The sequence below is a fragment of the Curtobacterium sp. ER1/6 genome, assembly GCF_001742745.1.
GTDB classification, from domain to species: Bacteria; Actinomycetota; Actinomycetes; order Actinomycetales; family Microbacteriaceae; genus Curtobacterium; species Curtobacterium citri.
In genome coordinates, this window is record NZ_MJAK01000003.1 from 1 (window position 1) to 19292 (window position 19292).

At 72.3% G+C, this 19292-nt stretch carries 19 protein-coding genes and 3 tRNA genes; 10 read left to right on the forward strand and 12 right to left on the reverse strand.

The genetic code is table 11. The features are described from left to right. The first annotated feature begins 223 nt into the window (after positions 1–223). A complete protein-coding gene (locus tag Cus16_RS06215; protein WP_069711808.1) occupies positions 224–466 on the forward strand; it encodes a DUF4190 domain-containing protein in 243 nt (80 codons plus the stop codon). Between the two features lie 25 nt (positions 467–491). After that, complete coding sequence (locus Cus16_RS06220) at positions 492–1385, forward strand: serine hydrolase domain-containing protein (protein WP_069711809.1); 894 nt, start codon at positions 492–494, stop codon at positions 1383–1385. Positions 1386–1408: 23 nt separating this feature from the next. Here Cus16_RS06220 and Cus16_RS06225 read toward each other — a convergent pair whose 3' ends face one another. Continuing rightward, positions 1409–1873, reverse strand: coding sequence for a MarR family winged helix-turn-helix transcriptional regulator (locus tag Cus16_RS06225; protein WP_069711810.1), 465 nt, complete (start codon positions 1871–1873; stop codon positions 1409–1411). 119 nt (positions 1874–1992) lie between these two features. On the opposite strand from Cus16_RS06225, the gene Cus16_RS06230 reads away from it, so the two are divergent. Both Cus16_RS06230 and Cus16_RS06235 read left to right on the forward strand, forming a co-directional pair. Then, positions 1993–5532 carry a proline dehydrogenase family protein gene (locus Cus16_RS06230; protein WP_069711811.1) on the forward strand — a complete coding sequence of 1180 codons (3540 nt, stop codon included), beginning with the start codon at positions 1993–1995 and terminating at the stop codon, positions 5530–5532. Positions 5533–5567: 35 nt separating this feature from the next. Further along, positions 5568–5780 carry a hypothetical protein gene (locus Cus16_RS06235; protein WP_069711812.1) on the forward strand — a complete coding sequence of 71 codons (213 nt, stop codon included), beginning with the start codon at positions 5568–5570 and terminating at the stop codon, positions 5778–5780. Between the two features lie 47 nt (positions 5781–5827). Here the strand turns inward: Cus16_RS06235 and Cus16_RS06240 are convergent, their stop codons facing one another. Beyond that, positions 5828–6193, reverse strand: coding sequence for a hypothetical protein (locus Cus16_RS06240; RefSeq protein ID WP_069711813.1), 366 nt, complete (start codon positions 6191–6193; stop codon positions 5828–5830). Next, positions 6190–7185 (reverse strand): SDR family oxidoreductase, encoded by a 996-nt coding sequence (locus Cus16_RS06245; protein WP_069711814.1) that lies wholly within the window; start codon positions 7183–7185, stop codon positions 6190–6192. Before Cus16_RS06245 ends, Cus16_RS06240 begins: the two co-directional genes overlap by 4 nt. A gap of 83 nt (positions 7186–7268) precedes the next feature. Here Cus16_RS06245 and Cus16_RS06250 point away from each other — a divergent pair, with 83 nt between their 5' ends. After that, positions 7269–7892 carry a hypothetical protein gene (locus Cus16_RS06250; protein WP_069711815.1) on the forward strand — a complete coding sequence of 208 codons (624 nt, stop codon included), beginning with the start codon at positions 7269–7271 and terminating at the stop codon, positions 7890–7892. Between the two features lie 18 nt (positions 7893–7910). Here Cus16_RS06250 and Cus16_RS06255 read toward each other — a convergent pair whose 3' ends face one another. The 5 genes from Cus16_RS06255 to Cus16_RS06275 all read right to left on the reverse strand — a co-directional run bounded on the left by Cus16_RS06255 (position 7911) and on the right by Cus16_RS06275 (position 11693). Further along, positions 7911–9182 (reverse strand): phosphatidylserine decarboxylase family protein, encoded by a 1272-nt coding sequence (locus Cus16_RS06255; protein ID WP_069711816.1) that lies wholly within the window; start codon positions 9180–9182, stop codon positions 7911–7913. 73 nt (positions 9183–9255) lie between these two features. Next, positions 9256–10017, reverse strand: a complete 762-nt coding sequence (locus Cus16_RS06260) for a YqjF family protein (RefSeq protein ID WP_223246545.1) — start codon at positions 10015–10017, stop codon at positions 9256–9258. Then, positions 10014–10844 (reverse strand): nitroreductase family protein, encoded by an 831-nt coding sequence (locus Cus16_RS06265; RefSeq protein ID WP_069711817.1) that lies wholly within the window; start codon positions 10842–10844, stop codon positions 10014–10016. The genes Cus16_RS06260 and Cus16_RS06265 overlap by 4 nt, the downstream gene beginning before the upstream one ends. A 3-nt stretch (positions 10845–10847) precedes the next feature. Continuing rightward, complete coding sequence (locus Cus16_RS06270; protein ID WP_141718848.1) at positions 10848–11231, reverse strand: hypothetical protein; 384 nt, start codon at positions 11229–11231, stop codon at positions 10848–10850. A gap of 24 nt (positions 11232–11255) precedes the next feature. Continuing rightward, positions 11256–11693, reverse strand: coding sequence for an Lrp/AsnC family transcriptional regulator (locus Cus16_RS06275; protein ID WP_058741615.1), 438 nt, complete (start codon positions 11691–11693; stop codon positions 11256–11258). Between the two features lie 239 nt (positions 11694–11932). On the opposite strand from Cus16_RS06275, the gene ddaH reads away from it, so the two are divergent. Next, positions 11933–12820, forward strand: coding sequence for a dimethylargininase (gene ddaH, locus Cus16_RS06280; protein ID WP_069711818.1), 888 nt, complete (start codon positions 11933–11935; stop codon positions 12818–12820). A 2-nt stretch (positions 12821–12822) separates the two neighbouring features. Then, the gene (gene rocD / locus Cus16_RS06285) at positions 12823–14094 is read left to right on the forward strand and encodes an ornithine--oxo-acid transaminase (protein ID WP_069711819.1); all 1272 of its coding nucleotides are present in this window, start codon (positions 12823–12825) and stop codon (positions 14092–14094) included. 70 nt (positions 14095–14164) lie between these two features. Here the strand turns inward: rocD and Cus16_RS06290 are convergent, their stop codons facing one another. Further along, positions 14165–15160 (reverse strand): SDR family oxidoreductase, encoded by a 996-nt coding sequence (locus Cus16_RS06290; protein ID WP_069711820.1) that lies wholly within the window; start codon positions 15158–15160, stop codon positions 14165–14167. A gap of 285 nt (positions 15161–15445) precedes the next feature. On the opposite strand from Cus16_RS06290, the gene Cus16_RS06295 reads away from it, so the two are divergent. Together Cus16_RS06295 and Cus16_RS06300 are read left to right on the forward strand one after the other, a co-directional pair. After that, a complete protein-coding gene (locus Cus16_RS06295; RefSeq protein WP_223246546.1) occupies positions 15446–16228 on the forward strand; it encodes an NYN domain-containing protein in 783 nt (260 codons plus the stop codon). 141 nt (positions 16229–16369) lie between these two features. Further along, the gene (locus tag Cus16_RS06300) at positions 16370–17380 is read left to right on the forward strand and encodes an aldo/keto reductase family protein (protein WP_069711822.1); all 1011 of its coding nucleotides are present in this window, start codon (positions 16370–16372) and stop codon (positions 17378–17380) included. Positions 17381–17452: 72 nt separating this feature from the next. Here the strand turns inward: Cus16_RS06300 and Cus16_RS06305 are convergent. From Cus16_RS06305 to Cus16_RS06315, 3 genes are all read right to left on the reverse strand, one after another. Next, a tRNA-Phe gene (locus tag Cus16_RS06305) sits at positions 17453–17525 on the reverse strand. A gap of 1 nt (position 17526) precedes the next feature. Next, positions 17527–17603, reverse strand: a tRNA-Asp gene (locus tag Cus16_RS06310). A 63-nt stretch (positions 17604–17666) separates the two neighbouring features. Beyond that, positions 17667–17739: transfer RNA gene (locus Cus16_RS06315), tRNA-Glu, on the reverse strand. A gap of 257 nt (positions 17740–17996) precedes the next feature. Between Cus16_RS06315 and Cus16_RS06320 the strand changes: the two genes are divergently transcribed. Further along, positions 17997–19280: a M23 family metallopeptidase gene (locus Cus16_RS06320; RefSeq protein ID WP_069711823.1), complete on the forward strand. Its 1284-nt coding sequence runs from the start codon at positions 17997–17999 to the stop codon at positions 19278–19280. Positions 19281–19292: the final 12 nt, after the last annotated feature.

A 19292-nucleotide genomic window follows, 5' to 3' on the forward strand; every position in this document is an offset into this window, starting at 1 on the left:
CCGGCACCACCGTCCACGTCTCCGACGACGCCGCGAAGCTGCTCAACGACACCTTCAAGACCGACGCCGTCAAGGGTGGCCTGCTCGTCGGCACCGCCACCATCACCGCCCAGATCAAGTAACACCCAGCACCACCACCGGAAGGCGCCGCCCCCGCACGAGGACGGCGCCTTCCGTCGTACCCCGATCCCGCCTCCCAGCGCCTCGACGACAGGATGGAGTGGTGACCGCACCCCAGGACGTGACCCCGAGGGTCAACACACTCGCCGTCGTCGCCTTCGTCCTCGTATTCTTCGTCGCCTTCGTCGGGTCGATCGTCGGGTTCCTGGCCCTGCGCGACATCGACAGGACGGGTGAGGGTGGTCGCGCGCTCGCCCGGTGGGCGATCGTCCTCGGCTTCGTCTTCACCGCGTTCAACATCGTCGTCGGGGTCCTCGTCCTCGTCTCGATCCTCCGCCAGGGTTGAGGGGTCCGGCCGCGATGATGGTGCCGTGAACACCGCCGAACCCGTCCGCGACGCCGTCGTCGCCGAGGTCGAACGCACCGGCTTCCGGGCGCACGGCCTGCACGTCCTCGTCGGCGACGACACCTCCGAGCAGCGTTGGAGCGCCGACGTCCGCCGCGACGTCCACTCGGTGGCGAAGGGCGTCGCCGTCCTGGCCGTCGGGATCGCCGTCGACGACGGTGTCGTCGCGCTCGACGAACCCGTCGGCGCACTGCTGCCCGACGTGGGACTCGGTCCGGGCGTGCAGGACGTGACCCTCCGGCACCTCCTCACCATGACGAGCGGCATCGACATGCCGTGGTCACCGACGCAGGCGACGGACTGGCCCGACCTGGCGCGGGAGTTCCTCGGACGGCCCACCCCGGGTCGCCGGTTCCAGTACGCGAACGCCAGCACGTACACCGCCGTCCGAGCACTCGCCGAGCGGGTCGGGGACGTCGGCGCCTTCGTGCAGGACCGCCTGTTCACCCCGCTCGGCATCGCCGACGTCGTGTGGGACCGCGATCCGCTCGGTCACGTCGTCGCCGGCGGGGGGTTGTGGCTCCGGACCGCCGAGGTCGCGCGCATCGGTCGACTCCTCCGCGACCGGGGGACCGTCGACGGGCGACCGGTCGTGCCCGCGGCGATCGTGGACGCGATGCACGGCGACTGGGTGACGGCCGGGTCCTCGCCCGCCTACGACCGCTACGCCCTCGCCGGGTGGGGCGGGCCCGGACGGCTCTGGCGGCTGCACGGCGCGTACGGGCAGCTCGTGCTCCTCGACCCCCTGGCCGACGCGGTGGTGACGCTCACCGCCGACGACCACGAGCGGGCGGACGCCGTCGCCGCGGCGGTGGCGCGGGTGCTCGCCGACGTCGCGTCCTCGCCCTCCGGGCGCTGACGGGCTGGACTGCCGGGTCCCGGTCAGTCCTCGGGGTCCGCGGGGCCGAGCGCGTCGAGGAGGCGGTGGGAGACGGACCGCAGGGTGTCCGCGTCGGTCCCCACGGGCCTCCAGAACAGCTGCTCGAGTGCCGCGGTGTGCGCGCGGATGCCGGCCAGCACCGCACGGCGGCCCTCCGTCGTCATCGTGACCCAGCTGCCCCGACCGTCGGTCGGGCAGTCGGCCCGCTCGACGAGGCCGCGACCGACCATCCGGGTGACCTGGTGGCTGACCCGGGACTTCTCCCAGCCGATGCCGGCGGCGACGTCACGCACCCGCAGTCGGCGATCCGGAGCGCGATGGAGACCGATGAGGATCTCGAACTCGGGGATCGAGATGCCCGCGCCCTCCTGCACCGCGTGGTCGAGCGCGCGGTCGAGTCGCCGCCAGACGTCGTGGAACGCGTCCCACGTCGCCCAGTCGTGCCCTGCGCCAGCGTCGTCCGCCATGACCGCCAGCGTAGCCAGCAGCGGACGTCCCGAGCACACGGCCGATCCGTCCGGCTCGCTCCGAGTCGGCGCCCGGCGTACTCAGAGGTCACGTCGGGGGGCCGGAATACGATCGTTCCATGCCCTCCCCGCACCTCCGTGACTGCACCGACGACGTGGTGGCACGGGCACAGGGGTGGATCGACGCCGGCCGCGGCGTCCGGACGGACCCCGCTGCTGCCCGCCTGGCCGAGCTGCTCGCCGACCCGCGCGGGCGCGACTTCGCGCGGGAGTTCGTCGACGTCGTCGTCCGGCCGGAGGACCCGCGGGTCGTCGCGCGCAACCTGGAACGGGCGAGCCGCTCGGTGCCGGAGGACCTCGCGTGGTGGCTCCGTGGGGCGGTGACCGTCGGCGGCGGCTTCGCGACGATGGCGCCGTGGGCCGTCGTGCCCTCGGCGCGCCGCGTCCTCCGTCGACTCGCCGGACACCTCGTCGTCGACGCGACCGTCGCCAGGACCCCGGCGGCCCTGGCTCGGGTGGGCGGACCCGACACCCGGGTCGACGTCGACTTGCTCGGCCCGGCCGTCCTCGGACCCGCCGGGCGCGACCGTCGGCTCGCGGCGATCACCGAACTCGTGCAGCAGGACGTCGACGCCGTCTCGGTCGACCTCGACGCGGTGCTGCCGTCGACCTCGCCGTGGGACCTCGACGCGGCCGTCGCCGACGCCGTCGAGCACCTCGAACCGCTCGTGCGCACCGCCGCGGGTCGTCCGACCCCACCGGTCGTCACGCTGCAGAGCGGACGGGCGGACGACCTCGAGCGGACCGTCGGGGTGCTCTGCGCCCTGCTCCGGGTCGACGGCACCGCCGGGGTCACCCTCGGCGTGACCCTGCCGGCCGAGCTGCCCGAGTCGCTCGACGCGTTCGACGAGGTGACGGCCCGGGCGCAGGACCGCCGTGCCGCCGGGGGAGCGCCCGTCCGGGTCCGCCTCAGCACGGGCACGCTCCTCGCGACCGAACGGGTGGACGCCGTCCTGCAGAGCCGCCCGCTCGCGGTCACCGCCGACCGCCTGGCGACGGACACCGCGTTCCTGCGACTGCTCGACCGGGCGATCGATCCCGAGCGCACCGACGCCGTGCACGTCGGGGTCGCCACCTCCGACCCGTTCGCGCTGGCGGCCGCGTCCGTCCTCGCCGAACGCCGCGGCGTGCTCGACGCGGTGGAGCCCGAGGTCCTCCTCGGCACCACCCGCTTTGCGGACGCTCTCCGCGGTTCCTTCGGCCGGGTCGTCGTCCGCGTCCCGCTCGTCCGCCCCGACGAGTACGACGCGGCCGTGCCGTTCCTCGCCCGGCGCCTGCGCGAGGTCGCGGACGGTGTCGCCGCCACGTCCGACGGTGACGACGCAGCCGCTGACGACCGCGGGCTGGCCGCGCACGTCGACGGCGTCGCCGCACTCGTCCGTCCGGCACCGACCTCCCGTCGCATCCAGGACCGTCGCCGGCCCCCCGGCGACCCGGGGCTGCTCGACCGGTCCGGCAGCACGCCCGACACCGATCCCTCGGTCCCGGGGAACCGCGAGTGGGCGGCCGAGGTCCTCGCCCGCGTGCCGGGGTCCCAGCGCGGTGCCGCCACCATCCGCGCCGCGCGCACCACGGACCGCGGGCGGCTCGAGCGGATGATCGCCCGCACGGCCTCGGCCGGGGCGAACTGGGGCCGGCAGGAACCGGAGGACCGGGCGGAGCTCTTCGACCTCATCGCCCACGCCGTCGAACGCCATCGTGCCGACCTGGTCGAGGTGGTCGTCTCCGAGCTCGGGTTCACCCTGGCCGAGGCCGACGGCGAGGTCAGTCGCGCCGTCGACGCGGCCGTGCACGCCGCCGACCGCACCCGGCACCTGGTCGACGTCACGGGTGCGCAGCCGGCACCACCACGGCTCACCGTGGTCGTGCCGTCGTGGAGTGCCCCGCTCGTCGACGCCGCCGACGGCGTCCTGACGGCACTGGCCGCCGGGAGCGGTGTGGTGCTGCAGCCCGCGACCGCCGCGCGCCGGGCCGGTGCCGTGTTCGCCGAGGTGCTCTGGGACGCCGGGGTGCCCCACTCCCTGCTCCAGCTCGTCGACCTCGACGGCAGCGACCTCGCACGGGACCTCGTCGCCCACCCCGCCGTCGACCGGGTCGTGCTCACCGGGGCACCGGAGACGGCGCGGTCCTACCGGTGGTGGCGGGCCGACCTGCCCCTCGTCGCCGAGCTGACCGGGGTCGTGACGGCGGTGGTGACCCCGTCGGCCGACCTCGACCAGGCGGCGCGCGACGTCGTGGCGTCGGCGTTCGACCGTGCCGGGCAGTCGGCGGCCGCCGTGTCGCTGCTCGTGCTCGTCGGGTCCGTCGGCGAGAGCGACCACTTCCGCGACCAGCTCGCCGACGCGGTCCGTGGGTTGCGCACGGCGTGGCCGACGGACCCGTCCGCGCAGGTCGGGCCGCTCGTCGCCGAGCCGTCCGGTCCGGTCCGGACGGCGTTGACCGAACTGCGGCCGGGGGAGTCGTGGCTCGTCGAACCCGCCGCCCTCGACGACTCCGGGCGACTGTGGTCCCCGGGCGTCCGGGAGGGCGTGCGCCCCACTGCCGACCACTCCCGGTCCGCGGTCCCCGCTCCCGTGCTGGACGTCGTCCGCGTCGACACGCTCGAGGACGCGCTCGCCCTGCAAGAAGCCGTCGACGGCGGCTCCGTCGCGGCCCTGCACACGCTCGACCCGGACGAGGTCGCCACCTGGTCGGACCGCACCAGGGCCGGCCTGCTCGTCGTCGACCGTCCGACCACCGGCGCCCGACCCGGGCGACAGCCGGTCGGCGGATGGCGGCGGACCGCGGTCGGACCCACCGTGCACCGCGGGGGCCCGCTCGCCGTGCTCGGAGCGGACCGCTGGCGGCCGACGGCGCGCACCGCCCAGCGCAGCATCCAGTTGCAGGGGCTCGGGAACCGCGTGACGGCGGTCATCGAGGCCGCGCGCGCCGGGCTGTCGTTCGAGGAGTTCGACCGCGTCCGTGCGGGCGCCGAGAGTGACGCGGCAGCGCGTGCGACCCTCTACGGTCGCTCACGGGACACGGCCGACCTCGTCGTCGAGCGGAACGTCATCCGGTTCCGACCGCAGTCCGTGGTCGTCCGTCAGTCGACGGGCGTCGGTGCCGGTGACCTCGTCCGTGTGCTCGTCGCGGCGACCGCGGCACGAGCGCACGTGCTCCTCAGCACCGCCCGCCCGCTGCCGGCCGAGCTGCTGCCGCTGTTCTCCGCGGCGCGGTCCCCGCTCCACGTCGTCGACCAGCTGGTCGAGGACGACGCAGCGTTCCTGGCCCGTGCCGCGTCCGGCGCCCTGCTGCAGGACGACTGGTCGGACGGGGCGGAGCAGGACCTCGACCCGCTCGACCTCGTCCTCGCCCAGGGTGTCGAGCGGCGACGCCACACGGCGTTCGGCGGCCCCGGCTCCCGCGTGCGGCTGCTCGGCGGCGACCCGCGTGCGCTCGAGGCGGCGCTCGGAGCCGGGACGGACACGACGATCCACGACGACCCGGTGGTGGAGTCCGGCCTGGTCGAGATGCTGCACTTCCTGCGCGAGCAGACCGTGTCCGTCGCGGCGCACCGGCACGGCGACGTCTCGACGGCGTTCAGCCGCCTGCGGCTCTGAGCGGTCGCCGCGGTGGGCGGCGTACCGTCCGATGCATGAACGCACGAGCGAACGACGACGAGGTCCAGACCGCCCCAGTGATGGACGGTGCCACCGAGGCCACCAACGAGGAGAAGCTCTCCGGGCTGGTGGAGCAGGTCGAGCACGACCACGGCGACGAGGGTGCCGGGGCCATGGCCGACCACCTGCGGGACCGCATGGACGAGACCGGTGTCGAGGACGAGGGTCCGGTCACCGAGGTCGAGTAGCGGCCGGGCCGCGGTCGGCTGCCTGCCCGACCGCGGTCAGCCGTGTGTCACCGTCGGCCGTGGCGACGCCCTCCCGTGCCGACGAGCCCGACCTCGAGCGCCGTCAGGACGATCGCGACCACGAGCTGCCGGACGGCGAACCCGCGGGTCTGCCGGTCGAGCGCGATGAGCGGCACCATCGAGACGCCGTGCGTGGCGTCCACGGCGGCGCCCAGCACGTGCGCCTCGGGCGAGCCCGCGCGGACGAGCAGCGCCGCCTGGGCGAGCTGCCGCACGCCGAGGACCCGACCGAAGACGGCGACGCGCCCCGTCGAACCGCGCGACGCGATCAGGTGCGCGATCCCGATGCCCGCGCGGAGTCCCTCGACCCAGTGCGCACGCTCGGTGCGTGCCCGGCGGCTGCGGCGGCTCATCGGCGCTTCCCCGCGGCGATCGCAAGCGCTCCGGCGGCGCCGAGTGCGGCGCCGATGATGCCGTTGCCGAGTCGGCGGTGTTCCACCCACCAGGTCTGCGGCGACCACGCGTGCGCCGAGTCGTCGAAGACACCGTGCGCGCCGTGGTCACCCGCGACCGGCTCGTACAGGTTGGTCGGCAGGGACTCGCCGTCCTTCTGCTCGGCCTGCTGCCCGCTGACCAGGGTCTTCGCGGCGTACCAGTCGGCGAAGCGACCGCTGATCCGGTTGCCGAGGATCGTGTAGACCGTCGACTCGCCGACCCAGGTGCGGCGTCGGGGCCGCTCGGCGGTGGCGGCGATCGCGCGTGCGCCGACCTCGGGCTGGTAGATCGGGGCGACCGGCTGCGGGTGGTGCGGCAGCAGCGACTTCACCCAGTTGAACTGGACCGTGTTGAGCGCGGGCATGTCCACACGGCTCACAGCCACCTTGCTCCCCTGCGCGGAGAGCTCCGACACGACCGACTCGGTGAAGCCCACGATGGCGTGCTTCGAGCTGCAGTAGGCGGACTGCAGCGGGATGCCGCGGAAGCCCAGCGCCGACCCGACCTGGATGACGTGTCCGCGGTCGCGCGGGACCATCCGCGACAGTGCCGCGCGGGTGCCGTGCACGAAGCCGAGGAAGTTCACGTCGAGCGCGCGTTCGAAGTCGTCGGCCTCGGTGTCGAGGAACCGTCCGAAGACCCCGACCATCACGCAGTTGACCCACAGGTCGATCGGCCCGAGCTCCTGCTCGGCGCGGTCGGCAGCGGCCTCGACCGCCTGGCGGTCGGCGACGTCGGCGACCAGCGCGAGCCCGCGACGTCCGGCGGCTTCGACCTCGGCGACGGCGGCCGCGACCCCGTCCTCCCCTCGGGCGAGGACGGCGACGTCCCACCCCCGCGCGGAGAGCTCGCGGACGGTCGCCCGTCCCAGTCCAGCCGAACCACCGGTCACCACTGCCACGCGCGTCATGCTGTCCGTTGTACGCGGAGCACGGTCACCGCCGACTCAGCGGGCGTCCCCCGGCACGGCACCACGGGGAGCATGATGGCGCGGTGGAGACGCGCGACGAGGACCCGGTCGAGGAGACACCGCCCGGCTGGGTGCTGCGCACGCCCACGCGGTGGCGAGAGGTCTGGGACATCCCGGTGCTCGCGCTCGTCCTGGCCGCGCTGAGCGTCGTGGTCGGTGCTGCCTTCGGGGACGTGCTCGCCCTCGTCGTCGGTGTCGTGACCGCCCTCGTCGTGGTCGCCGGCGCGGTCCTCCTGTTCGTCGCCGCTCGTCGCGGGTACGACGAGCAGAGCTGGGGTGCGTCCTGGGATCTGCACCGCACGCGGATCAGCGTCGGGGTGACCTTCGGCGCGACGGTCATGGTCGCGAGCCTTGCGGTCGGCCTCCCGTTCGCCACGGCGTTCGGCGTGATCGCTGGCTTCTCGCAGACCACGCGGTTCGCGCGGTCCGTCCCACGATTCGACTACACAGCCGTCGCTTGGGCGTTCTTCGCGGTGGCAGCCTGCTCCGTCGTCCTCGTGGTGCTGGGTCTGGCGCTGCCGGAGCAGCCGGTCCTCCCCGACTGGCGCGCCGCGGTCTGGGTCGGCGGAGGAGGCGCGAGTGCGCTCTTCAGCGCCGTCCTGGCAACGGTGCACGCCCGACGAGCGAGCCGCGCCCCGCTCGAGTGACCGCAGGAGGGCGGGCGATCAGTCGCCCGCCGCCCGCCTCGCCGTCGCCAGGTGTGACCGCACGTGCAGCAGCACCGGCTCCTCGTCCGGCGCTTGCGGCAGCGCTTCGAGCGAGAACGACTCCACGACGTCCGGCCCGAACAGCACGCACACCGAGGACCCGCCGAACTGGAAGTACCCCAGCTCGTCGCCCTTGCCGACCCGGGCGCCCGGCTCGATGCCGTCGCCGATCACGCAGGACGACACGTCCGACATGCCGATGAACACGACCGCGACGGTGCCGATGCTCGGGTCGTCCGCGTCGACGAGCACGATCGCCCGTGTCGCGACGTGCGCCAGGTACCCCTGGGACAGCTGGGGTTCGGCGGCCTCGGCTCCCTGCGACGACGCCTCGGAGTAGTAGGTCCCCGGCTCGACCCAGGCGCGGAGGACCGTCCCGCCCACCGGGCTGTGCCAGCGGTGGTACTCGAGCGCGCTCAGGAACGCCTGCCACACCGTCCCGTCCACGAACAGGTCGGTGGCCTCGTCGCCGGCGAGCAGTTCCTCGACCGAGTACGGCTCGGCCTTCGCCCAGAACGCGTCGCGCCGGTGCACGCGGCTCGCGATCCGGTACGGCGTGGCCTCGCAGGGACTGACCACGACGGCGTCGTCGTCCGGAGCGGCCACGGGACGCTCGCCGTCCTGCAGGCGACGGGTGAAGAAGTCGTTCCAGGAGCCGAAGCCCCCGTGCTCGTCGTCCGAGTCGTACACGAACTGGTCCAGGCCGACCGCACGACGAGCGGCGTCGCTCAGCCAGCCCGACGGCGCGTCCACGAGCACCCCGAGCGACTTGTCGCTCGACAGGAAGTCGCACCAGCCCTGCAGGATCGCGCGGAGCGCGTCGTTCACCCGGGGGTCCCGGTAGAACGCGAAGCCGGCCGGCGTGGCCTTCGTCCAGTCGAGCACACCGTCGAGCGGGGTCATCACCATCTGCTCGTCGCTGTACTCCGGTGCGGACGTGATCACCTCGTCGACGAGTTCGAGCAGCTCGTCGAACGACTCGAGGTGCCGGTCCTGGTACTCGCGACCGGTGGGGACCTGCTCGATCATCTGGTGCGCGTGCATCCGCAGGACCGGGTCGCCCTCGACGAGGTCCCGGAGGGCGGACACCGCGGGGTGCAGCGCGCGGTCGGGGTCGCGGTGCTGGTGGCGGTCCCGGCGACCACGGAGCCACGCCTCGAGTCCCGACTGGTCCTGCGGGAGCCATCCGGCTCGTCGGCGGACGTCCTGCTGCTGCGATGCTCCGGTCACGCGTCGAACCGTACCCACGCACCGCCGCGACGGGTCCCAGCAGCGTGACCACCGCCTCCCGGCCCGCTGGTGGTCACCGCCCGATCCCGAACCGCGTCGTCACCCCCGGCGAGTACAGCACCGAGTCCGGCTCGAGCCCCGACAGCCCGAACGGCAGCCCGGCGGCCGCGAGCAGGTCGTCCTGCAGCCGTCGGACGGTGGCGCGGTGCAGCGGCCACGGCTCGTGCTCGTTCGGCCAGAAGCGCGTCGCGCCGAGCCGTCGCACGTGCATGCCCCACCGTGCCGTGAGGAAGGTCTCGAGCGGGGTCGGCGCCGTGACCTCGTCGCCGATCGCGACCTCGATGCGCGACCGCAGGCGGGTGCCGTGCCGCCGCATCGCGTAGGCGATGCGCCCGGCTCCGCGACGCCGCTGCGCGACCGCCCACCAGTAGGGCAGCCCGGTCGCGACGCGCGCCCCGACCGTCGGCGCGAGCTTCCCCGCGTCGAGCGACAGGAACACGACCCCGTGCCGTCCACGGTCGTCGACCGTGTAGACACGCACGTTGATCTCGACGAAGTCACCGACGCGGCCGACGGAGACGGGTGGGAACCGGGTGTCCTCGAACGAGAACGCGATGAGGCCCACCCAGGTGGTCACCCCGTCGTCGACGCCGTCGGCCCCGAGCGTGTCCGGCCGCACGCCCTTCGGCAGCAGCGGCGCGACGGCGGACGCGTCGACCCGCCAGTGCACGAAGACGACGTCACGCCACGCCTGCTCGATCCAGGGGCGGCCCGGCAGGCCGGGGGCGACGGACGGGAGGTCGGGCGCACCTCCGGCGGGCTGGCTCACGGTCACGGGGCACTCCTCTCCGCGGGCTCGCCCGCCTCCGACACGTCGTCCCACCCGGTCTGCGGGGTCGCGCAGGTCCCGCGGAACACGTACTGCGACGGGCGCTTCCGTTCGTTCGACACCCAGTCGATGGCGGGTCGTCGGCGCTCCGGCGGCAGGTACCCGATCCGGTACACGGCCATGAGCTCGAGCTCCGGCGGGACGGCCAGCAGGTCCTCGACCTCGGCCCACGCCTCCTCGATCTCCATCGGGAACGACACGAACTGGATCCCGAGGCCGAGCTCGGTCGTCGCGAGCCAGACGTTCTCCATCGCCGCGCCCATGCTGAAGACGGAGTAGAAGGCGTTGCGCGCCTCCTTCCGGTACTCGTCGCGGTCGAGCATCACGCCGAGCAGGAGCGGCGAGCCGGCGACGAGCTTCCGGTTCTCCTCGCCGAGGGTCTGCGGGACGCGCAGCGCGTTCATGAGCAGCTGGCCGCGACGGGTGAAGACCTGCTTCGTGAAGGGCCTGAGCGGTCCGGGGAGCTTGTCGAACAGCATGCCGTCGCGGCGCTCGTCCATCTCGGCCTGCGAGAACCGGAAGTACGGCCGGTAGCGGCTGAAGAACGACCCCTCGGCCATGGTCCGGGTCATCGATCGTCCGCTGATGTCCGCGATCCGGTCGATCGTGTCGCGCTCCTCGACGATGACGAACCGCCACGGCTGGCTGTTGAGCTGCGACGGTGCGCGCCCGGCGAGCTCCACGAGGAGCCGCTGGTGCTCCTCGGACACCGGGTCGGGCAGGAACGCCCCGTTGGTCGTCCGTCGTCGTCGGATCGCCTCGAACAGCTCCACGGATCACCCTCCTCGCCGGCCGCGTGCGAGCAGCGCCCCCAGGTAGGACGGTGCCGCGGCGACCGCGACCTTCCAGTGTGCTCCGGCACGGGGGTCGGTGCGTGGAGCGACCGCGAGGGGGACGAGCGCGGGCAGCAGGAACAGGGCGGACCGGTCGCGCGTCCAGAGCGGGGTCGTCGCGGCGGCGCCCGTCAGGGCGGCGGTGACGACGAACAGGCCGTGGTGCACGACACGGAGCTTCCTCGTCCGGATCACCCGGACCGCGACCGCGGTGCCCCACAGGCAGTTCGCCAGGTAGGCCACGGCCGCCGCGGTGACCAGACGCCGGGCCGCCGGCGGACGCGTGGGAGCCGCGCCGCGCCTCCCGGCCGTCCTCCTGTGTCCCACGACCGCGACCCTACGCGCGCTGCGTCAGGCGGACTCGCGGCTCACGAGCTTCGACAGGACGATCGCGCTGCGCGTGTGGTCCACCTGCGGTGCGAGGCGCACCCGGTCGAGCGCGAGCTCGAGGGCCGACAGGTCCCGCGAACGCATGTGCACGACGGCGTCGGCGCTGCCCGTGACCGTGCCGGCGTCGACGACCTCGGGCACGGTGTCGAGCAGCGTGCGGAGCTCGTCGGGGGAGACCGTGCCGCGGCAGTAGAGCTCGACCCAGGCCTCGGTGCCGCGGTCCTCGACGGCGGGGTCGACCTTGATCGTGAAGCCCTGGATGACCCCGTCGGCCACGAGCCGGTCGACGCGGCGCTTGACGGCGGAGGCCGAGAGTCCGACCACCGACCCGATGTCGCCGTACCCGGCGCGGGCGTTCTCCCGGAGCTGGTCCAGGATGCGGTGGTCGAGGGTGTCCATCGCCGAACATCGTACGCGGGCTTCTTGCGAGGCAGCCGGGTCCGACGCATGATTCGTGCGTCACCCGAACGGGTGCCAGCCGAGATCCAGTCGTGACCCGACGCGCGCGCCCATCCGTGCGAGGATCGCAACGGCGTCGACCTGGTCCGCTGCGGTGAGTGAGCCTGCATCTCGCCGGAGCTCTTCACGAGTGGTGGTTCCTGGCAGGCTCGGGCCCCGGTCCCTTCCAGGAGGAACTGATGTCGAACACCGCAACCGAACCGCAGGCAGCACCGGCCCGTGTCGCCACGAAGCGCACGATCCTGATGTGCAAGCCGACGCACTACACGGTGAGCTACCGGATCAACCCGTGGATGCACCCCGAGGAGCCGACCGACACGTCGAAGGCCGTCGAGCAGTGGCAGTCGCTCGTCGACGTCTACGAGCAGCTCGGCTTCGACATCTCGTACATCGAGCCGATCGAGGGTCTGCCGGACATGGTCTACGCGGCCAACGGCGGCTTCGTGCTCGACGGCGTCGCGTACGGCGCGAAGTTCCAGTACCCCGAGCGCCAGCCCGAGGGTCCCGCGTACATGGAGTGGTTCCGCAGCGCCGGCCTCACCGTCGCCGAGCCCGAGGAGACCAACGAGGGCGAGGGCGACTTCCTGCTCATCGGCGACACGATCTTCGCCGGCACCGGGTTCCGCTCCGACAGCACCTCGCACGAGGAGCTCGCCCGCATCTACGGCCGCGAGGTCGTCACCCTCAAGCTGATCAACCCGAGCTTCTACCACCTCGACACCGCCATCGCCGTGCTCGACCCCGAGCCCGACGCGTCCGGCCGGTCGAACATCGCCTACCTGGAGAGCGCGTTCGACGAGCCCTCGCTGGTGATCCTGCGCGAGCGCTTCCCGGACGCGATCATCGCGACCGAGGAGGACGCCGCGATCCTCGGCCTCAACTCGTACTCCGACGGGTACAACGTCGTGATCGCGTCGCGTGCGACGACCTTCGCCGAGCAGCTGCGCGAGAAGGGCTACAACCCGATCGGCGTCGACCTGTCCGAGCTCCTGCTCGGCGGCGGCGGCGTGAAGTGCTGCACGCTCGACCTGCACCCCGTCGGCACCGGCACCTCGGTCGCGCGGTAGCCATGGGCACCACGACCGGAGCCGGCACCCACCAGGGTGCCGGCGCGCTCGGCGACGCCAGCGCGCTCGGCGACGCCACCGCAGCCGCCCTCGCCGTCGAGGACCGCTCCCTCGCCCACAACTACAGCCCGCTGCCGGTCGTCATCGCGTCCGGTGAGGGGGCATGGGTGACGGACGTCGACGGCAGGCGCTACCTGGACGGACTCGCCGCGTACTCCGCGGTGAACTTCGGCCACGGCAACCCCCGCCTGCTCGACGCCGCCCGCGCCCAGCTCGACCGGGTCACCCTGACGAGCCGCGCGTTCGTGAACGACCGGCTCGGCCCGTTCGCCTCGGCGCTCGCCGCCCTGACCGGCGCCGACCTCGTCCTGCCGATGAACACCGGTGCCGAGGCCGTCGAGTCCGCGATCAAGGTCTCGCGTGCGTGGGGCTACCGCGTCAAGGGCGTCCCGGCCGGACAGGCCACCGTCGTGGTCGCGTCCGGGAACTTCCACGGGCGCACCACGACGATCGTGTCGTTCTCGGACGACCCCTCGGCCCGCGAGGACTTCGGCCCGTACACGCCGGGCTTCCGCACGGTGCCGTACGGCGACGCCGAGGCCCTCCGGGCGGTGATGGACGAGACCGTCGTCGCCGTGCTGCTCGAGCCGATCCAGGGCGAGGGCGGGGTCGTCATCCCGCCCGCCGACTACCTGCCGGCCGTCCGCGAGGTCTGCGACGAGTTCGGCGCGCTGTTCGTCGCCGACGAGATCCAGTCCGGGCTCGGTCGCACCGGGCACACCCTCGCGGTCGAACGCGTCGGTGTCCGGCCGGACCTCGTCACGCTCGGCAAGGCCCTCGGCGGTGGCATCGTCCCGGTGTCCGCGGTCGTCGGTGCCCGCGAGGTGCTCGGTGTCCTCCGTCCGGGCGAGCACGGCTCGACCTTCGGCGGCAACCCGCTCGCCGCCGCCGTCGGGGCGGAGGTCGTCGCGATGCTCGACGAGGGCACGTTCCAGCAGCGCGCGCTCGACGGCGAGCCGCTCCTGCGCGGGCTGCTCGACGAGCTCGTCGGCAGGGGCGTCGTGGCGCACCGGGTCGCCGGCCTCTGGGCGGGGATCGACATCGACCCCGCGCTCGGCACCGGCAAGGAGATCGCGCACGACCTGGCCGACCGCGGCGTGCTCGTCAAGGACACGCACGGCTCGACGATCCGCTTCGCGCCGCCGCTCGTCGTCACCGACGACGAGGTTCGTCTCGCGATCGGGACCCTCGGCGAGGTGCTGGCCGCGCGCTAGACGCGGCCACCTGACGGACGGGAGGCGCGGTGCCAGCCGGCACCGCGCCTCCCGTCCGTCCTGCCGCGCGTCAGCGCACCTGCCACCGCTCCACGAGCTGGTCCATCAGCCCGTCGAGGTGCTCGTCCGTCACCTGACGCGCCGGGTCGGCGTCGAACCACGCCACGATCTCCCGCGCACCCTGCCGGATCGACGTCGACTGCGCGAACTCCGGCACGAGCGTTTGCACCTTCGTGTTGTCGAACACCGAGGTGTTCGCCTTGTCGCCGAGCAGACTCGCACCCCAGTCGGCATCGAGGGCGTCGATGGCGTCGGCGGGGACGTGCACGAGCTGCAGGTCCTCCACGCCGGCGGCGGCCGCGAGTTCGTGGGCGATCTGGTTCCAGGTCGGCGCCTCGTCGCCCGTGATGTGGAACGCCTCGCCGATCGCCTCGGCACGGTCGAGCAGTCCGACGAACCCGACCGCGAAGTCCCGCGCGTGCGTGATCGTCCACAGCGAGCTCCCGTCACCGGTCACCACGACCGGCTTCCCCGCGCGCATGCGCCCGAGCACCGTCCACCCGCCGGAGAACGGCACGAGGGTCTCGTCGTACGTGTGCGACGGGCGGATGATCGTCATCGGGAAGTCGTCCTCCCGGTAGGCCTTCGTGAGCAGGTCCTCGCACGCGATCTTGTCGCGGGAGTACTGCCAGAACGGGTTCTTCAGCGGCGTCGACTCGGTGATCGGCAGGTGCGTCGCGGGCGTCTGGTACGCCGAGGCCGACGAGATGAAGACGTACTGGTTCGTCCGCCCCGTGAACACCTCGACGTCCCGCTGCACCTGGTCGGGCGTGAACGCCACGAAGTCGATGACGACGTCCCAGCGCTGGTCGCCGATCGCCGCCTCGAGCGCGGCGCGGTCCGACACGTCGGCCTGGAGGCGCGTGACGCTCTCCGGGATCGGCCGCTTGTCGGTCGTGCCCCGGTTGAGCACGGTGACGTCGAACCCCTGCTCGACGGCTTCGCGGACGCACGCGGCGCTGATGATGCCGCTGCCGCCGATGAACAGCACGCTCGGTCCCGACATGGATGCTCCCTTGCTTCCGGCGGTGCCGCTGTGCACCGCGCCCCTACGATCCTGCCCCTCAGTCGCTGGGTCGGGCGTCGAGGACCCACGAAGAGGCGTCATCGCGTTGCCCAGGTCGGCTGGCGGGACGCGCACACTCCGTGTAAGTTACGACGCACAACCCTTGCCGTTGACCGCCCTACCGATTGTGGGCAGGCCGATGACAAGGGTATTTCTCTGTGGGGAGGGGCGGACATGGCGAACGGGCGAGGCCGAAGCGGGGCATTGACATCGATCACAGGGCACGTGGATTCCACCCCTGTTCCGGTGCGTGCCGAGCCGGTCACCGCGATCCTCGTCGATGGTGGGTTCTACCGGCGCCGGGCGGCACGCTTGTTCGGACACAAGGATCCGGAGCAGCGGGCGGACGAACTCCTCGAGTATTGCCGGCGGCACACGCGGAAGGCGAAGTCGCGGCTCTACCGCATCTTCTACTACGACTGCCCGCCGTCCGAGAAGGTCGTGTTCCACCCGCTGACGAGGACGAGTGTCAATCTCGCCAAGACGCCCGATCATGACTGGATGGTCGAGTTCCACAAGGCTCTCGTCAAGCGACGCAAGGTCGCGCTGCGACGAGGTGAACTGTTGGAGACTCAGTCGGGCTACCAGCTGCGGGCCGAGAAGCTCAAGAAGCTACTGGCAGGGTCGATCGCGGTGGAGGATCTCGAGGAACAGGACTTCACGCTCGACATCACGCAGAAGGGTGTCGACATGCGCCTCGGCTTGGACATCGCGACCCTGGCGGCGAACGGCCACGTCAACCAGATCATCATGATCGCAGGGGACAGCGACTTCGTTCCGGCCGCGAAGCACGCGCGTCGAGCAGGAATCGACTTCGTGCTCGACCCGATGTGGGCTCGTATCTCCGAGTCCCTCCACGAGCACATCGACGGCTTGTGGGAATGTGTGAGTCGCGAGCCGCGCAACCTCGAAGACCCGCTCCACGTGAACAACCTGAGTGACCGGAGACTCGGATCACCGAGCGACGACGATGCCTTGGACCTCGACGTAGAGACGGAGGCCGGCTAGGTTGACGATGTAGACCCCGGAACGATCACTGGCTCTGGCCACATCGCCGGGGTTCCGTCGTCTCCGCCGTGTGCCGGGGCCGCAGGACTACCGTCACGTGCGGGGCGCACCGACGCGCTCCACGACAGGAGTGACACGCACATGGAGTACCGCTACCTCGGCAACTCGGGCCTCAAGGTGTCCGAGATCACCTACGGCAACTGGCTCACCCACGCCTCCCAGGTCGAGAACGACGCGGCGATCGCCTGCGTCCGTGCCGCGCTCGACGTCGGCATCTCGACGTTCGACACCGCCGACGTCTACGCGAACACCGGCGCCGAGACCGTCCTCGGCGAGGCCCTCAAGGGGGAGCGGCGCCAGTCGCTCGAGATCGCGACGAAGGTCTTCGGCCCGACCGGTCCGAAGGGCCACAACGACACCGGGCTCAGCCGGAAGCACATCCTCGAGTCGATCGACGGGTCGCTCGAGCGCCTGCAGACCGACTACGTCGACCTCTACCAGGCGCACCGCTTCGACCACGAGACCCCGCTCGAGGAGACGATGCAGGCGTTCGCCGACGTCGTGCGACAGGGCAAGGTGCTGTACGTCGGCGTCTCGGAGTGGACCGCGGACCAGCTCCGCGCGGGTGCGGCCCTGGCGAAGGAGTTGGGATTCCAGCTCATCTCGAACCAGCCGCAGTACTCGGCGCTCTGGCGGGTCATCGAGGGCGAGGTCGTCCCGACCTCGGAGGAGCTCGGCATCTCGCAGATCGTCTGGTCCCCGATCGCCCAGGGCGTCCTGACCGGCAAGTACCAGCCCGGTCAGCCGCTGCCGGAGGGCTCCCGGGCCACGGACGACAAGGGCGGCGCGAAGATGATCGAGCGCTTCATGAACGACGAGGTGCTCACCGCCGTGCAGGACCTCAAGCCGATCGCCGACGAGCTCAGCCTCTCGATGGCGCAGCTCGCGGTCGCGTGGGTGCTGCAGAACCAGAACGTGGCGTCGGCGATCATCGGTGCCTCGCGTCCGGAGCAGGTGCACGACAACGCCGGCGCTGCCGGGGTGCAGATCCCCGCGGAGCTGATGTCCAGTATCGACGACGCCCTCGGGTCGGTCGTCGAGCGCGACCCGGCGAAGACGAACGACAGCAGCCCGAAGACCCGCGAGGCCTAGGCCCGGTTGCGTCCCCGGGGACCGCCCGGGAACGCAAAAGAGCCCCTCACTCTCGTGAGGGGCTCTTCACCGTGGCTGGACACGGCATCGATCCGTGGACCTTTCGATTTTCAGTCGAACGCTCTACCAACTGAGCTATCCAGCCGTGGCGACCCTGACGGGACTTGAACCCGCGACCTCCGCCGTGACAGGGCGGCACGCTAACCAACTGCGCTACAGGGCCATGTTGTGTTGTGGTTACTGCTTCGGTGTTGCTCCGCTTGCTTGCTTGCTCACTCGAGTTGAGTGACCCCAACGGGATTCGAACCCGTGCTGCCGCCGTGAAAGGGCGGTGTCCTAGGCCACTAAACGATAGGGCCGCAAGCTGCGCCGTGCGCTACCGATGGACAAGCATACGGATGCCCTGCGAGGTGTGCAAATCGAACGCCCCCGAAGCGTGCATCTCCGGCGTGTCGCGCCGTCCCGTCCCGGACCCGACGCGTCCCCGGTGCCACCATCGGGGCGTCCTGGCACCCTCACTCGGGGGTGTCCGCCGTGTGACTGCTGTTGTTACTGTTGCGTCTGTTGACAGCGTCACGTGCGCGAGCCCCGCCGTGCCGTTACGAAAACGAGACAGATGTCGAAATCCCTCACCTCCCTCCGCCCCCGCCGCCGCGTGATCGCCGCCGCGGTCGCCGTCGTGCTCACCGCCGGGGCCCTCGCGGCCGTCGGTCCGGTCGCCGCGGCCTCGGCCGCCGGGTACCCGAGCTGGTCCGACGTCGAGCAGGCCAAGGCGTCGAAGGACGCGCAGCAGGCGAAGGTGACGGAGATCAAGGCGCTCCTCGACGACCTCACGTCGAAGGCATCGGCCGCCCGGGCCTCGGCCGCAGCGGCGGGCAAGGCGTACCAGGACGCACAGACGAAGTACGACGCCGCGACCCTCGAGCAGCAGACGCTGCAGGGTCAGGCGGACGAGGCCGAGCGCACCGCGAAGCAGTCGGAGGCGCAGGCGGGCCAGCTCGCCGCACAGCTCGGTCGTGCGAGCGCGAACGACGTGACGACCGACATCCTCACGCACCCGTCGGCGTCCGGCGACCTGCTCTACGAGCTCGGCGCGATGTCGAAGCTGTCGGAGCAGGCGGACGGCATCTACTCGCAGGCCTCGCAGGACCGCGGGGTCGCCCAGGGCCTCGCCGACCGTGCCGAACAGGCGAAGGAGGCCCTCGGGGCCCTCGCCGACGCCGCCCAGGCGAAGATGCAGGCCGCTCAGGACGCCGCAGACCGCGCCCAGACCGCAGTCGACGCCGAGGCCGACAACAAGGCCCGCCTCGAAGCGCAGCTCACCCTGCTGACGACGAACGCGAAGAACGTCGAGGCGGCCTACGACAAGGGCGTCGCTGCCGAGAAGGCGCGGCGGGCAGCGGCCGAGGCCGCGGCGGCCCGGCAGGCGGCCGCGGCGGCGAAGGCATCGGCCACCACGCAGGGCGGTTCCGGTGGTGGGACGCCGAACTCCTCCGGGTGGGTCCGTCCCGCCGGCGGCTACCAGACGAGCCCCTACGGCTACCGCGTCGACCCGTACACGCACTACCGCGCCCTGCACGCCGGGGTCGACCTCGCGCCGGCCTGCTACGCCCCGATCTACGCGGCGCACTCCGGCACCGTCACCTTCGCGGCGAACGGCGGCGGCTACGGCAACGAGGTCGTGCTCGACAACGGCGGCGGCATCTCCACCGCCTACGGGCACATCGTCGACGGCGGCATCCTCGTGTCCGTCGGGCAGCACGTCGAGGCCGGCCAGCAGATCGCGAAGATCGGCTCCACCGGTTGGTCGACGGGGTGCCACCTCCACTTCGAGACCCGGGTGAACGGCTCCGCCGTCGACCCGGTCCCCTTCATGGCAGCGCGGGGGATCTCGGTATGAGCAACAGCGCCG

Coding starts and splice junctions, on each gene's coding strand:
- Cus16_RS06225 (WP_069711810.1), bottom strand. CDS start 1,873: ATGGCGGACGACGCTGGCGCAGGGCACGACTGGGCGACGTGGGACGCG.
- Cus16_RS06230 (WP_069711811.1), top strand. CDS start 1,993: ATGCCCTCCCCGCACCTCCGTGACTGCACCGACGACGTGGTGGCACGG.
- Cus16_RS06235 (WP_069711812.1), top strand. CDS start 5,568: ATGAACGCACGAGCGAACGACGACGAGGTCCAGACCGCCCCAGTGATG.
- Cus16_RS06240 (WP_069711813.1), bottom strand. CDS start 6,193: ATGAGCCGCCGCAGCCGCCGGGCACGCACCGAGCGTGCGCACTGGGTC.
- Cus16_RS06245 (WP_069711814.1), bottom strand. CDS start 7,185: ATGACGCGCGTGGCAGTGGTGACCGGTGGTTCGGCTGGACTGGGACGG.
- Cus16_RS06275 (WP_058741615.1), bottom strand. CDS start 11,693: ATGGACACCCTCGACCACCGCATCCTGGACCAGCTCCGGGAGAACGCC.
- ddaH (WP_069711818.1), top strand. CDS start 11,933: ATGTCGAACACCGCAACCGAACCGCAGGCAGCACCGGCCCGTGTCGCC.
- rocD (WP_069711819.1), top strand. CDS start 12,823: ATGGGCACCACGACCGGAGCCGGCACCCACCAGGGTGCCGGCGCGCTC.
- Cus16_RS06290 (WP_069711820.1), bottom strand. CDS start 15,160: ATGTCGGGACCGAGCGTGCTGTTCATCGGCGGCAGCGGCATCATCAGC.
- Cus16_RS06300 (WP_069711822.1), top strand. CDS start 16,370: ATGGAGTACCGCTACCTCGGCAACTCGGGCCTCAAGGTGTCCGAGATC.
- Cus16_RS06320 (WP_069711823.1), top strand. CDS start 17,997: ATGTCGAAATCCCTCACCTCCCTCCGCCCCCGCCGCCGCGTGATCGCC.